This window comes from Pseudomonas sp. MWU16-30322, assembly GCF_020515535.1.
GTDB lineage: Bacteria > Pseudomonadota > Gammaproteobacteria > Pseudomonadales > Pseudomonadaceae > Aquipseudomonas > Aquipseudomonas fluorescens_H.
Map to the genome: position 1 here is coordinate 44898 of NZ_JAIWYL010000003.1, position 12581 is coordinate 57478.

Annotated in this window: 13 protein-coding genes; 9 read left to right on the forward strand and 4 right to left on the reverse strand. The window is 61.4% G+C overall.

Going from position 1 to position 12581, the window contains the following annotated elements:
• Positions 1-178: 178 nt before the first annotated feature.
• Positions 179-1363 carry a delta-9 fatty acid desaturase DesA gene (desA, locus tag LCH64_RS06070; RefSeq protein ID WP_003220506.1) on the reverse strand — a complete coding sequence of 395 codons (1185 nt, stop codon included), beginning with the start codon at positions 1361-1363 and terminating at the stop codon, positions 179-181.
• A gap of 146 nt (positions 1364-1509) precedes the next feature.
• Between desA and dibA the strand changes: the two genes are divergently transcribed.
• From dibA to LCH64_RS06100, 6 genes are all read left to right on the forward strand, one after another.
• Complete coding sequence (gene dibA, locus LCH64_RS06075) at positions 1510-3429, forward strand: phosphodiesterase DibA (RefSeq protein WP_226499752.1); 1920 nt, start codon at positions 1510-1512, stop codon at positions 3427-3429.
• 289 nt (positions 3430-3718) lie between these two features.
• Entirely contained in the window at positions 3719-3901 is a 183-nt protein-coding gene (gene oscA, locus LCH64_RS06080; RefSeq protein ID WP_003220508.1) for a sulfur starvation response protein OscA, read from the forward strand.
• 136 nt (positions 3902-4037) lie between these two features.
• Positions 4038-5051 (forward strand): sulfate ABC transporter substrate-binding protein, encoded by a 1014-nt coding sequence (locus tag LCH64_RS06085; RefSeq protein ID WP_226499753.1) that lies wholly within the window; start codon positions 4038-4040, stop codon positions 5049-5051.
• A 156-nt stretch (positions 5052-5207) separates the two neighbouring features.
• A complete protein-coding gene (gene cysT, locus LCH64_RS06090; protein ID WP_003220511.1) occupies positions 5208-6026 on the forward strand; it encodes a sulfate ABC transporter permease subunit CysT in 819 nt (272 codons plus the stop codon).
• Between the two features lie 13 nt (positions 6027-6039).
• Complete coding sequence (gene cysW / locus LCH64_RS06095) at positions 6040-6912, forward strand: sulfate ABC transporter permease subunit CysW (protein WP_003220512.1); 873 nt, start codon at positions 6040-6042, stop codon at positions 6910-6912.
• A 3-nt stretch (positions 6913-6915) separates the two neighbouring features.
• Entirely contained in the window at positions 6916-7905 is a 990-nt protein-coding gene (locus tag LCH64_RS06100; RefSeq protein WP_003220514.1) for a sulfate ABC transporter ATP-binding protein, read from the forward strand.
• An 81-nt stretch (positions 7906-7986) separates the two neighbouring features.
• Here LCH64_RS06100 and LCH64_RS06105 read toward each other — a convergent pair whose 3' ends face one another.
• A complete protein-coding gene (locus LCH64_RS06105) occupies positions 7987-8511 on the reverse strand; it encodes an Mpo1-like protein (protein ID WP_003220516.1) in 525 nt (174 codons plus the stop codon).
• 82 nt (positions 8512-8593) lie between these two features.
• On the opposite strand from LCH64_RS06105, the gene LCH64_RS06110 reads away from it, so the two are divergent.
• Positions 8594-9271, forward strand: coding sequence for a Crp/Fnr family transcriptional regulator (locus LCH64_RS06110; protein ID WP_003220518.1), 678 nt, complete (start codon positions 8594-8596; stop codon positions 9269-9271).
• A gap of 121 nt (positions 9272-9392) precedes the next feature.
• Here the strand turns inward: LCH64_RS06110 and uraH are convergent, their stop codons facing one another.
• Positions 9393-9803, reverse strand: a complete 411-nt coding sequence (gene uraH / locus LCH64_RS06115; protein ID WP_097086822.1) for a hydroxyisourate hydrolase — start codon at positions 9801-9803, stop codon at positions 9393-9395.
• Between the two features lie 11 nt (positions 9804-9814).
• On the reverse strand, positions 9815-10300 hold the full coding sequence (locus LCH64_RS06120) for a heme-binding protein (RefSeq protein ID WP_226499754.1): 486 nt from the start codon (positions 10298-10300) through the stop codon (positions 9815-9817).
• Positions 10301-10436: 136 nt separating this feature from the next.
• Between LCH64_RS06120 and LCH64_RS06125 the strand changes: the two genes are divergently transcribed.
• Positions 10437-11117: a heavy metal response regulator transcription factor gene (locus tag LCH64_RS06125; RefSeq protein ID WP_003220524.1), complete on the forward strand. Its 681-nt coding sequence runs from the start codon at positions 10437-10439 to the stop codon at positions 11115-11117.
• Positions 11107-12492 carry a heavy metal sensor histidine kinase gene (locus tag LCH64_RS06130; RefSeq protein ID WP_226499755.1) on the forward strand — a complete coding sequence of 462 codons (1386 nt, stop codon included), beginning with the start codon at positions 11107-11109 and terminating at the stop codon, positions 12490-12492. Before LCH64_RS06125 ends, LCH64_RS06130 begins: the two co-directional genes overlap by 11 nt.
• The last annotated feature ends 89 nt before the right edge of the window (positions 12493-12581 follow it).

A 12581-nucleotide genomic window follows, 5' to 3' on the forward strand; every position in this document is an offset into this window, starting at 1 on the left:
GTGTCTTTGAGATAGGGGATTGTTGGCTTAGTTCCGCGCTTTTGTGGCGAGGGAGCTTGCTCCCGCCGGGCGGTAGGAACGACGCGTTTTGTCTGTCAAAACGCGTCGCTTGATCTACGACTGCTGCGCAGTCGATCGGGAATGAATCACCTCACCACAGGGGACTCATTCACCGCAGTCAGACTGCGGCGGGGCGTAACGAGTAGGTTTTCAACTGATCGGCGAATTCACGCAGGGACTGAATGCCGCTGGCCTCGGCCTCGTGCACCCATTCCTTGATGGCGGCGAGCATGTCGTGGCCATTGGCGCTGGTCTTGACCCAGATCTGCTGCAAGGCCAGGCGTTTTTCATAAATGACCTTCAGCGCCTGGCTGTGCTCGAGCATGTTCTGGATGCGCAAGTGATGACGGTCTTCCAGCAGGCTGGTTTCCCGCGACAGCAGGCGTTTGGCCCGATGGAATTGATGGCGTACCGAATGATCGACCTTGTCCAGCTCCTGCTTGACCAGCGGCCCGATCACCAATTTGCGGTACTGGGCCATGATCTGGAACCGGTTGTTGAGGATCGCCATGGCGGTGTCCATGTCCAGATTGCCCTTGCCTTCGACACGGTGGGCAATCGGTGCCACGCGCTGCACCTTGGCCAGACCGAAGAAGCTGAAGACCTTGATCCATGCCCAGCCGAGGTCGAACTCCCACTTCTTCACCGACAGCTTGGCCGAGTTGGGGTAGGTGTGATGGTTGTTGTGCAGTTCTTCGCCACCGATCAGGATGCCCCATGGCACCAGATTGGTTGCCGCATCGCGGCATTCGAAGTTGCGATAGCCAATGGCATGGCCGAGACCGTTGACCACGCCGGCCGCCCAGACCGGGATCCACATCATCTGGATCGCCCAGATGGTGATGCCGATGGTGCCGAACAGCAGCAGGTCGATGACGCCCATGATGGCGACGCCCAGCAGCGGATAGCGGCTGTAGACGTTGCGTTCGATCCAGTCTTCGGGGCAGTTCTTGCCGTAGATGCGCAGGGTCTCCGGGTTCTCGGCCTCGGCGCGATACAGCTCGGCGCCTTTGCGCAGCACGGTGGACAGGCCCTTGATGACCGGACTGTGCGGGTCATCTTCGGTTTCGCATTTGGCGTGGTGTTTGCGGTGGATGGCGGTCCACTCGCGGGTGTTCTGCGCCGTGGTCAGCCACAGCCAGAAGCGGAAAAAGTGTTTCAGACCGGCGTTCAGCTCAAGCGAACGGTGGGCCGAGTAACGGTGCAGATAGACCGTGACGGCGACAATTGTCACGTGGGTCATCAGCAGGGTGACCGCGACCAGTGACCAGGCCGACAAGCCAAGAAAACCTTCGTACCACATAGGCTATAGGGCCCTCGATAAAGATAAAAACAGCCGTTGCATTATCACCAAGCACACAGATAAAACCAGTCGCCCTTTCAGATAAGAGTCGCTGGATGTTTCTTGACCTATAATTCCAACCTTTTTGTAGGGACATGGACAGCCGAATGTCTGCCACTTATCGCGATGCCTTGCGTGCAGCGCTGCTCTATCTCGTGCTTGCCGCCGTCTGGCTGCAAGGTACTGGTTATTTATTAAACAATTTCTTCGATGAGTCCGTCGATCAACTGCGCTGGCAACTGATCAACGGTTACGTCTGGGCGGCGCTCAGTGCCGGGCTGATTTTTCTGGCCCGCGTGCGCTTGTGCGAGTTTCTCGGCATCGGCGCGCGGTTGCGTGAGCGGCAGGCTGATCGCGAGCGCCTGCGCCAGGCGGCAGCGGTGTTCGATTGCACCCGCGAAGGCGTGCTGGTGACCAACCGTCAGGGCCTGATCGTGCACGTCAACCGCGCGTTCATGGAGATCACCGGCTATCAGCGCGAAGAAGTCCTCGGGCATCAACCGAGCCTGTTCAAGTCCGGCCACCATCCGCCGGGCTTCTATCAGGCGATGTTCGCCACGTTGGAGGCGGAGGGTGAATGGAGCGGAGAAATCTGGAACCGGCGTAAAAGCGGCGAGATTTATCCACAGTGGCAGACCATCCGCGTGATTCACGATGATCAGGGCCGGCTCAGTCACTACGTGGCAGTGTTTTCCGACATCAGTGCGATCAAGGACTCCGAACACGAACTCAAGCACCTTGCTCACCACGACCCGCTGACCGATCTGCCCAATCGTCTGTTGTTCAGCGACCGCGCCGAGCAGGCGCTGGCGTCGGCGCAGATCCACAAACGTGGCTGCGCCCTGCTGCTGATCGATCTGGATCACTTCAAGATGATCAATGACAGCCTCGGGCACAACGTTGGGGATCGCCTGCTAAAAGCGGTGTCGGCGCGCCTGCAGGAACTGTTTGGCCCGGGGATTACCCTGGCACGGCTTGGCGGTGACGAGTTCGCGGTGCTGGCGGAGAGTTGTCCACAGCTGGTTCAGGCGGCGGCGCTGGCCCAACGCATTCTCGATGCGCTCAAGGAGCGCTTCTGCATCGATCGGCATGAGCTGTTCATCAACGCCAGTATCGGTATCAGCCTGTTCCCCAGCGATGCATTGAGTGCCGATCAATTGCTGCGCAATGCCGACGCCGCGCTGTTCAAGGCCAAGAGCAGCGGGCGTAACGGCTACGCGCTGTACACCGAAGAGTTGACCGCGCATGCGCAGCAACGGGTCGAGATTGCCTTCGAGCTGCGTCGCGCGCTGGAGCAGCAGGAGCTGCGCGTCTATTACCAACCGGTTCACGATTTGCACAGCAGTCGGCTGATCGGCGTCGAAGCGCTGGTGCGCTGGGAGCATCCGCAGCGCGGTCTGGTGTCGCCGGCGGAATTCATCCCGATTGCCGAACGCACCGGGCTGATTGCCGAAATCGACGCCTGGGTGATGCGTCAGGCGTGTTCGCAGATGTGCCAATGGCAGCAGGCCGGGGTGGTGTTGTCGTTCGTGGCGGTGAATGTGTCGTCGCGCCTGTTTGCCCGGCGTGAGCTGTACCAGCAGGTGGCGCAGGTGCTGCACGAGACCGGGCTGGATCCGGCGTATCTGGAACTGGAAGTCACCGAAAGCGCGGTGATGGATGACCCGGAAGTGGCGCTGGAGCAGATGCATCGTCTGCGTGAGTTGGGTATTCGCCTGGCGATTGATGACTTTGGCACCGGGTACTCGTCGCTGCTGCGGCTCAAGCGCCTGCCGGTGCAGAAGTTGAAGATCGATCAGGGTTTCGTCGCCGGTCTGCCGTGGGACGAGGATGATGCGGCGATCGTCCGGGTGATCATCGCCCTGGCTCGCAGCATGGGCATGCAGGTGCATGCCGAAGGCATCGAGCAGGCCGAGCAGGCGGCGTTTCTGCTGGAGCAGGAATGTGATCTGGGGCAGGGTTACTGGTTTGGGCGGCCGGTGCCGGCGGGGGAGATTGATTGGGCGCGGGCACCGTTTATCGGTTGAGTCCGATTCTGTGGCGAGGGAGCTTGCTCCCGCTGGACTGCGTAGCAGGCCCAAAAAAACGGCGAGCGCTGCGCACTCGAGCGGGAGCAAGCTCCCTCGCCACAGGGGGGCGGTGTTCTTTCGTAGCGGGAACACCGCGCAAACCCTTGCTCCGTCAGATAATGTTTTCCAGTTATATAAACATTCTTAAATAGTCTTTTTAAGAATATCTGCGCCTCTCTTATATTGCTCCCACGCCGAACGCAGTGCCGCCCACTGCCAGGCATTTCCCATTCAAAGGAGCAGCACCATGAGCGCATCCCTTCGCAGCGTTGACGGTCAGGACGAAACCACCATTTTGCGTGAGATCCAGAGCGCCCTGCGCGATCTGCGATTTGGCGCGGTGGAGATCACTGTGCACAACGCTCAAGTCGTGCAGATCGAACGCAAAGAGAAATTCCGTTTGCAGCAGCCGGGTAACAAGCCGAGCTGAAAAAGATCGCAGCCTGCGCCAGCTTTTGCAGGGGGCTGTGCGCAAGCGCTGGCGCAGGCGGCGATCTTTGAATGAGCACCCGATTCCAGCAACACATAAGAAAAAGCCACCACCAAGAATTCCAGGAGCTTTCACCATGTCGTCGATTCGCCGTTACGCTTTGGCCGCGCTGGCCAGTGCTGTGTTTGCCGGTTCCGCGGTTGCCAAGGATTACGAACTGCTCAATGTGTCGTACGACCCGACGCGCGAGCTGTATCAGGACTACAACGCCGAATTCATCAAGTTCTGGCAGAAGGATCATGCCGGCGACACCGTGAAAATCCAGCAATCCCACGGCGGTTCGGGCAAGCAGGGCCGGGCGGTGATTGACGGTCTGCGTGCCGACGTCGTGACCCTGGCCCTGGCCGGCGACATCGACGAAATCGCCAAGCTCGGCAAGACCCTGCCGGCCGACTGGCAGAAGCGTCTGCCGGATGCCAGCACCCCGTACACCTCGACCATCGTGTTCCTGGTGCGCAAGGGCAACCCGAAAGGCATCAAGGACTGGGGCGACCTGGTCAAGAACGACGTCTCGGTGATCACCCCGAACCCGAAAACCTCCGGTGGTGCACGCTGGAACTTCCTCGCCGCGTGGGCCTATGGCCTGAAAGCCAACGGCGGCAACGAAGAAAAAGCCAAGGAATACGTACAGACCCTGTTCAAGCACGTGCCGGTATTGGACACCGGTGCTCGCGGCTCGACCATCACCTTCGTCAACAACGGTCAGGGTGACGTGTTGCTGGCCTGGGAAAACGAAGCGTTCCTGGCGCTGAAAGAAGACGGCGGCGCCGACAAGTTCGACATCGTTGTGCCTTCGCTGTCGATCCTTGCCGAGCCACCGGTGGCCGTGGTCGACAAGAACGCCGAGAAGAAGGGCAACGAGCAGATCGCCGAAGCCTACTTGAAGCACCTGTACAGCCCGGCCGGTCAGGAGATCGCGGCGAAGAACTTCTACCGTCCGCGTGACAAGGACGTGGCGGCGAAGTACGCCCAGCAGTTCCCGAAACTGGAACTGGTGACCATCGACAAGGACTTCGGCGGCTGGAAATCCGCGCAGCCGAAATTCTTCAACGACGGTGGCGTGTTCGACCAGATCTATCAGGCGCAGTAATCTGACCCACAATGAGCCTGATGCTCGGGCACTAAACCATGTGGGAGCGGGCTTGCTCGCGAAGACGGTGTGTCAGACGACTTGAATGTTGAATGATAGGGCCTCTTCGCGAGCAAGCCCGCTCCCACATTGATGCGTTTTTAACCAAGGACTTTTATGTCGCGTCGTATCTCCCCCGTCATACCCGGCTTCGGGCTGACGCTGGGCTACACCTTGGTGTACCTCAGCCTGATTGTGCTTATCCCGCTGGCGGCGATGTTCGTCCACGCTGCTCAACTCACCTGGGATCAGTTCTGGACGATCATCACCGCGCCGCGCGTGCTCGCCGCCTTGAAGCTGAGCTTTGGCACGGCGCTGTGTGCCGCGATCATCAACGGCATCATCGGGACGCTGCTGGCCTGGGTACTGGTGCGCTACACGTTCCCGGGACGCAAGGTGATCGACGCGATGATCGACCTGCCGTTCGCCTTGCCGACGGCGGTGGCCGGTATCGCCCTGACCGCGCTGTACACCCCGACCGGTCTGGTCGGCCAGTTCGCCGCCGACCTCGGTTTCAAGATTGCCTACACCCCGCTGGGCATCACCCTCGCGCTGACCTTCGTCACCCTGCCGTTCGTGGTGCGCACGGTGCAGCCGGTACTGGCTGACATTCCCCGTGAAGTCGAAGAAGCCGCTGCCTGCCTCGGTGCCAAACCGTTGCAGGTGTTCCGTCATATTCTGGTGCCGGCGCTGTTGCCCGCGTGGTTGACCGGTTTTGCCCTGGCGTTCGCTCGGGGTGTCGGCGAGTACGGCTCGGTGATTTTCATTGCCGGCAACATGCCGATGAAAACCGAGATCCTGCCGCTGCTGATCATGGTCAAACTCGACCAATACGATTACACCGGCGCCACTTCCATCGGCGTGCTGATGCTGGTGGTTTCCTTTGTCCTGTTGCTGCTGATCAACCTGTTGCAGCGGCGCATCGAAACCCCATAAGGAGGCGCGAACCATGTCCCAATCGTCTATTGCGGCCGCGTCCTCGGCCAACGCTGCACGCCGTGGCAGTGCTACGTCACGGCGCGTCCTGATCGGTCTCGGCTGGCTGATCTTTTTCCTGTTTCTGGTGCTGCCGCTGTTCATCGTGGTGTCGCAGGGTTTGAAGAACGGCCTCGGCGCGTTCTTCACCGCGATCTTTGAACCGGACGCCTTGTCGGCGCTGAAACTCACGGTGATCGCCGTGTTGATTTCGGTGCCGCTGAACCTGGTGTTCGGGGTCAGTGCCGCGTGGTGCGTGAGCAAGTATTCGTTCCGTGGCAAGAGCATGCTGGTGACGCTGATCGACCTGCCGTTCTCGGTGTCGCCGGTGATCGCCGGTCTGGTCTACGTGCTGATGTTCGGCGCTCAGGGCCTGTTCGGGCCGTGGCTGCAGGATCACGATATCCAGATCGTCTTCGCCCTGCCGGGCATTGTGCTGGCGACGATCTTCGTCACCGTGCCGTTCGTGGCCCGCGAGCTGATTCCGCTGATGCAGGAACAAGGCACGCAGGAAGAAGAAGCCGCGCGGCTGCTCGGCGCCAATGGCTGGCAGATGTTCTGGCATGTCACCGTCCCCAACATCAAGTGGGGCCTGATCTATGGCGTGGTGCTGTGTACCGCGCGGGCCATGGGTGAGTTCGGTGCGGTGTCGGTAGTCTCCGGGCACATTCGCGGGGTGACCAACACCTTGCCGCTGCACGTCGAGATCCTCTACAACGAATACAACCACGTGGCCGCGTTCGCCGTGGCGAGCCTGTTGCTGATCCTGGCGCTCTTCATCCTGCTGCTCAAGCAGTGGAGCGAAAACCGTATCAACCGCCTGCGCGCCAGCGCCGCGGAGGAATAATTCATGTCGATCGAAGTGCGTAACGTCAGCAAGAACTTCAATGCGTTCAAGGCGCTGGACAACATCAGCCTGGACATCCACAGCGGTGAACTGGTGGCGTTGCTCGGCCCGTCCGGCTGCGGCAAGACCACGCTGCTACGGATCATCGCTGGCCTGGAAACTCCGGATCAGGGCAACATCGTATTTCACGGCGAAGACGTCTCCGGCCACGATGTGCGTGATCGCAACGTCGGTTTCGTGTTCCAGCACTACGCCTTGTTCCGGCATATGACGGTGTTCGACAACGTCGCGTTCGGCCTGCGCATGAAACCGAAAAACCAGCGCCCAAGCGAAAGCCAGATCGCGACCAAGGTGCATGAGCTGCTGAACATGGTGCAACTGGACTGGCTGTCGGATCGCTACCCGGAGCAACTGTCCGGCGGTCAGCGTCAGCGTATCGCCCTGGCCCGTGCCTTGGCGGTGGAACCGAAAGTGCTGCTGCTCGACGAACCGTTCGGCGCGCTCGACGCCAAGGTGCGTAAAGAGCTGCGCCGCTGGCTCGCACGCCTGCACGAAGACATCAACCTGACCTCGGTGTTCGTGACCCACGACCAGGAAGAAGCGATGGAAGTCGCCGACCGCATCGTGGTGATGAACAAGGGCGTGATCGAGCAGATCGGCTCGCCTGGCGACGTCTACGAAAACCCGGCCAGCGATTTCGTTTATCACTTCCTCGGTGATTCGAACCGCTTGCTGCTCAGCGACGACAACCATGTGCTGTTCCGTCCGCACGAAGTGTCGTTGTCCAAGCATGAACTGGAAGATCACCACGCCGCTGAAGTGCGTGATATTCGCCCGTTGGGTGCGACCACGCGAGTGACGTTGAAGGTCGAAGGACAGACTGATCTGATCGAGGCCGAAGTGGTGAAGGACCACGACAGCCTGATTGGTCTGGCCAAGGGTGAAACGCTGTTCTTCAAGCCGAAGGTCTGGCAGAAAGTCGCCAGTCTTTAAGATCAAAAGCTTCGCGAGCAGGCTCGCTCCCACCTTTGGAACGCATTCCATTGTGGGAGCGGGCTTGCTCGCGAAAGCGGTCTACACGGCTGCACGATTCGGATTGACCCGCACCACACCCGCCCGCGCCTCGATCTGCTCTTTCAACTCATGGCGCATGCCGAGCAGAAAGGCCACTTCCGCCACCACAAACAGCGGCCCGACGATCAGCCCGCTCACGTCATCGACAAACGCCGGTTTACGCCCCTCGTAGTGGTGCCCGACAAACTGGATCACCCAGCCAATCACAAACATCGCCAGCCCGCTGCTCAGCCAGACCATGGTGCTCTGCTGCGCCAGCGCATGCCCGGCCCAGACCGACAGGCCCATCAGCACCGTCATTAACACGCCGAGTTTCACTTCCAGGCGCAGGTAGAACCACGCCGACGCCAGTGCCAGCAGCACCGCCGGCGATAGCCACAAGCCGCCCAGCGACCACTCTGGTCGCGACAACAACACTGCCACCGCCACCACGATCAGCGGAATGCCGATAAAGTGGCTGGCGATGTTGCGCGGGTCGCGGTGGTAGGCGGCGTATTGACTGAGATGGTCGACGAGGCTTTTCATTGTTGTTCCTCCTGTAGGGTGCGTGCAGCATGCCTCGGGTTCGGCGTTCGCTCTGTCAGGCAGGCGACAATTGGGAGTGTTCATGGATAAGCGTTCACGGCTGCTGACCGGGCAATGGTTCAGTCATCTGCCAGCATCCTTTCAGGATAGTCTGCTGGCGGCGGCTCGGGAGCGGCGGCTGACGGCGGGGCAGCGCTTGTTCCAGCGCGGTGATCCGCCTTGCGGGTTGTACGCGGTGCTCGACGGCGCGATCCGGATCGGGGCGGTGAGCGAGCAGGGCAAGGAGGCGTTGCTGAGCCTGGTCGAGGCACCGCACTGGTTCGGCGAAATCTGCCTGTTCGATGGCCAGCCACGCACTCACGATGCTTACGCGGTCGGGCCGTGCACCCTGCTGAATATCCCGCAGGCCACGCTGCTGAAAATCCTCGATGAACAGCCGGTATATTGGCGGCACTTGGCGTTGCTGATGAGCCACAAGCTGCGCCTGACCTTTATCAATCTTGAGCAGTTGAGCCTGCTGCCGGCCCCGGCTCGCCTTGCCCATCGCTTGCTGATGATCGCCGAGGGCTACGGCGAAATCGATGCGCCACGCCGGGTCCTGCAACTGCCGCAGGAACAGCTGGCGTCGATGTTGTCGCTGTCGCGCCAGACCACCAACCAGATCCTCAAGGATCTGCAGGGGCAGGGGATTATCGGGCTGGGGTATGGCGAGATCGAGATTCTCGATGCCGAGCGATTGCGGGCGCTGGCCACACTCTAAAGAACATTGCCATCCCTGTGGGAGCGGGCTTGCTCGCGAAGGCGTCGTGTCAGCCAGCACATCATGCACTGACAGAACGCTTTCGCGAGCAAGCCCGCTCCCACCTGTGATCGCAGTTGATTCAGGAGCCGCGATAGGTCGAGAACCCGTAAGGGCTGAGCAGCAACGGGATGTGGTAGTGCTGGTCAGTCTGCTTCACTTGGAAAATCACCGGAATCTCCGGGAAAAACGTCTCGCGCTTGTTCTTCTCGAAATACTCGCCGGTCTTGAACACCACTCGGTATTCGCCCGCCTCGAAAGGCTGTTTGGCCGGGAACAGTTCGGCGATGCGCCCCTGCTCGTTGGTGGTGCCCTGGGCCAGTGGCTGCCAGTTCTGGCCGACGTGTTTTTCCAGGGTCACGTTGACGCCCGGCGAGGGCAGGCCGTTTTCCAGGTTGAGCACGTGCACGCTCAGCGGGTTGCCGGCGGCCAGCGCCAGGCTGGAGAAGGCACTCAGGCCGAGTGCGGCGAAGGTCATGCGCAGGGTGGTCATGGTCAGTCTCCTTATTGGGAACGGGTGAGGGTCAGGCCGGCCTTTTCGGTGGCCTTGATGGCACAGCTTTCGTCTTGCTCGCCGCCGCCGGAGCCGGCCACGCCCATGGCGCCGACCAGTTCATCAGCGGCGTATAACGGGATCCCGCCGCCGAGCAATAGCAGCTCATCGAGGGTGTTGAGGTTGGCGGTTTCCGGATTGCTGCGGGCGCGCTCGGCGAACAGCCGAGTCGGGGTTTTCGTCGACAGCGCGGTGTAGGCCTTGCGCTGGCTGGCAGCGGTGTTGTGCGGGCCGATGCCGTCGCCGCGCAGGGTCACCAGCAGGTTGCCGCCACGGTCGAGCACCGATACCGTGGCGGTGCAGTTGCTCAGCGCCGAGTCGGCCAGCAAGCGTGCGGTTTTCAGATCGAGGTCAGCGTGGCGCGGCAGTTCAGGGGCGGCGAAAACACTGGCGCTGAGGCCGAGGGCGAGGCTCGCTGCGAGGTATTTGACGGTCATGGACAGGCTCCAAAAGCGAAGGACATCACCTTAGCCGCCGCTCTTCGTCAGAACCCCGTCAGTCGGATTACAAGTTTGTAATGGGCAATCGGGCCGAAGGCGCCTAGCCTGTGTGCCTGATCAATCGAGGTGTGCCATGCGTTTGCTGGTCGTAGAAGATGAAGCCAAAACCGCGAATTTCCTGGCCAAGGGCCTGGGCGAGTCGGGTTTTGCCGTGGACGTGGCGCTCAATGGTCTCGATGGGCGTTATTTCATCGAGCAGCAGGAATATGACCTGATCATCCTCGACGTGATGCTGCCGGGCCTCAATGGCTGGCAACTGCTGCAACTGATCCGCCAGCGCGGCGCCACCCCGGTGTTGTTCCTGACCGCCAAGGACGCCATCGAAGACCGCGTGCGCGGTCTCGAACTGGGCGCCGACGACTATCTGCTCAAACCCTTCGCCTTCGCCGAACTGCTCGCGCGAGTGCGCACGTTGCTGCGGCGCGGGCCGCTGCGCGAGGCCGAGTCCTACAGCATCGCCGATCTGGAAATCGACGTGCTACGGCGTCGGGTCAGTCGCGGCGGTCAGCGCATTGCCCTGACCAACAAGGAATTCGCCCTGCTGCAACTGCTCGCCAGCCGCCAGGGCGAAGTGCTGTCGCGCACGCTGATCGCCTCGCAGGTGTGGAACCTGAATTTCGACAGCGACACCAACATGGTCGAAGTGGCGGTGCGGCGTTTGCGGGCCAAGGTCGATGACCCGTACATGCCGAAACTGATCCATACCGTGCGCGGCGTCGGCTATCAACTGGAAGCGCCCGACGATGCGCTCTAAGTCGATCGCCTGGCGCCTGGCGCTGGCGTTCGCGATTGTTTGCGCTTTGGTGTTGAGCGTGATTGGCGTGTTTCTCTACCGCTCGCTGGCCTCGGAAATCGCCTACCGGGATGATCTGGCGTTGCTCGGTCGACTGGAGCAGGTGCGCGCCTTGCTCGCCGACAGCGACAGCCTCGACGCCTTGCAGGCGCGGCCACGGCTGTACCAGAACATGCTCGGTAACCTCGACAGCCTGTTGCTGGTGCGGCGGGCCGATGGCTCGAACGTGATCGCGATCAACCCGCGCCAGCGCGAGCTACCGCCATTGAACGCAATCGCGCGCGAGCAAACGCCACAGCGTCGCGATGTGCTGACCTGGCAAGCGCCGGACGGCGCCGAGCTGGCGCTGTTGTCCGGTGACGCCCAAGGGCCGAACGGCGAACCGCTGACGGTGATCGCCGGCAAGGTGCTCACTGAACGTGAACAGATGCTCGCCAGTTATCGCCTGCGCCTGTACCTGGCCGTCGGGCTGGGCGCGCTGCTGGCGTTCGCGCTGGGCCTGGTGCTGCTGCGCCGTGGTCTGCAACCGTTGCGCCAGTTAAGCGCGGCGGTGCGCGGCATTGATCTGCGCAGCCTCGACCAGCGACTGCCCGCCAGCGGCACTCCCGCCGAACTGCTCGAACCGGTGCAGGCGCTCAACGGCATGCTCGCGCGGCTGGACGACAGCGTGCAGCGGCTGTCGCAGTTTTCCGCCGATCTGGCCCACGAGATCCGCACCCCGTTGCACACCTTGCTCGCCAGCAACGGCCAGGCGTTGAATCACCCGCGCAGCACGGCGGAGTATCAGGAGCTGCTGGCCTCGAACATGGAAGAGTTCGAACGCCTCAAGCGCATGGCCGAGAACCTGATGTTCCTTGCTCGCGCCGAACAGGCAGAGCGCGCGCTCGACTTGCAAACGCTGGATCTGCACAGCGTCGGCAGCGAGCTGTGCGATTACTTCGAAGCCCTGGCCGATGATCGCCAGTTGCACCTGGAAAACCAGCTGCACGGCGAACTGTTGGCCGACCAGCAACTGCTGCAGCGCGCCCTCGGTAATCTGCTGGCCAACGCGGTGCGCCACGCCGATGAAGGCACGCTGATCAGCCTGCGCCGCCGCGATGAACCGGGCGTGTGCTGGTTGCAGGTCCACAACCACGGTCCGGTGATCGCGCCAGAACATCTGGGCAAACTGTTCGACCGCTTCTATCGCGTCGACCCCTCACGGACGCAGCCTGGGGACTCGGGTGGGCTGGGGCTGGCGATTTTGCAGTCGATCATGCAATTGCATGGCGGGCGGGTGCGGGTGAGCAGTGATGTCACTGGGACTGTGTTTGAGCTGGGTTTTGAGGTGATCTGACTGGCGCCTTCGCGAGCAAGCCCGCTCCCACAGGTTTGTCGGGTGTACATGAGTTTTGGGTACGACACGGACACTGTGGGAGCGGGCTT

What these genes read in the sequence shown, in the direction of transcription:
- desA (WP_003220506.1), bottom strand. Translation starts at nt 1,363, where the DNA reads ATGTGGTACGAAGGTTTTCTTGGCTTGTCGGCCTGGTCACTGGTCGCG.
- dibA (WP_226499752.1), top strand. Translation starts at nt 1,510, where the DNA reads ATGTCTGCCACTTATCGCGATGCCTTGCGTGCAGCGCTGCTCTATCTC.
- oscA (WP_003220508.1), top strand. Translation starts at nt 3,719, where the DNA reads ATGAGCGCATCCCTTCGCAGCGTTGACGGTCAGGACGAAACCACCATT.
- LCH64_RS06085 (WP_226499753.1), top strand. Translation starts at nt 4,038, where the DNA reads ATGTCGTCGATTCGCCGTTACGCTTTGGCCGCGCTGGCCAGTGCTGTG.
- cysT (WP_003220511.1), top strand. Translation starts at nt 5,208, where the DNA reads ATGTCGCGTCGTATCTCCCCCGTCATACCCGGCTTCGGGCTGACGCTG.
- cysW (WP_003220512.1), top strand. Translation starts at nt 6,040, where the DNA reads ATGTCCCAATCGTCTATTGCGGCCGCGTCCTCGGCCAACGCTGCACGC.
- LCH64_RS06100 (WP_003220514.1), top strand. Translation starts at nt 6,916, where the DNA reads ATGTCGATCGAAGTGCGTAACGTCAGCAAGAACTTCAATGCGTTCAAG.
- LCH64_RS06105 (WP_003220516.1), bottom strand. Translation starts at nt 8,511, where the DNA reads ATGAAAAGCCTCGTCGACCATCTCAGTCAATACGCCGCCTACCACCGC.
- LCH64_RS06110 (WP_003220518.1), top strand. Translation starts at nt 8,594, where the DNA reads ATGGATAAGCGTTCACGGCTGCTGACCGGGCAATGGTTCAGTCATCTG.
- uraH (WP_097086822.1), bottom strand. Translation starts at nt 9,803, where the DNA reads ATGACCACCCTGCGCATGACCTTCGCCGCACTCGGCCTGAGTGCCTTC.
- LCH64_RS06120 (WP_226499754.1), bottom strand. Translation starts at nt 10,300, where the DNA reads ATGACCGTCAAATACCTCGCAGCGAGCCTCGCCCTCGGCCTCAGCGCC.
- LCH64_RS06125 (WP_003220524.1), top strand. Translation starts at nt 10,437, where the DNA reads ATGCGTTTGCTGGTCGTAGAAGATGAAGCCAAAACCGCGAATTTCCTG.
- LCH64_RS06130 (WP_226499755.1), top strand. Translation starts at nt 11,107, where the DNA reads ATGCGCTCTAAGTCGATCGCCTGGCGCCTGGCGCTGGCGTTCGCGATT.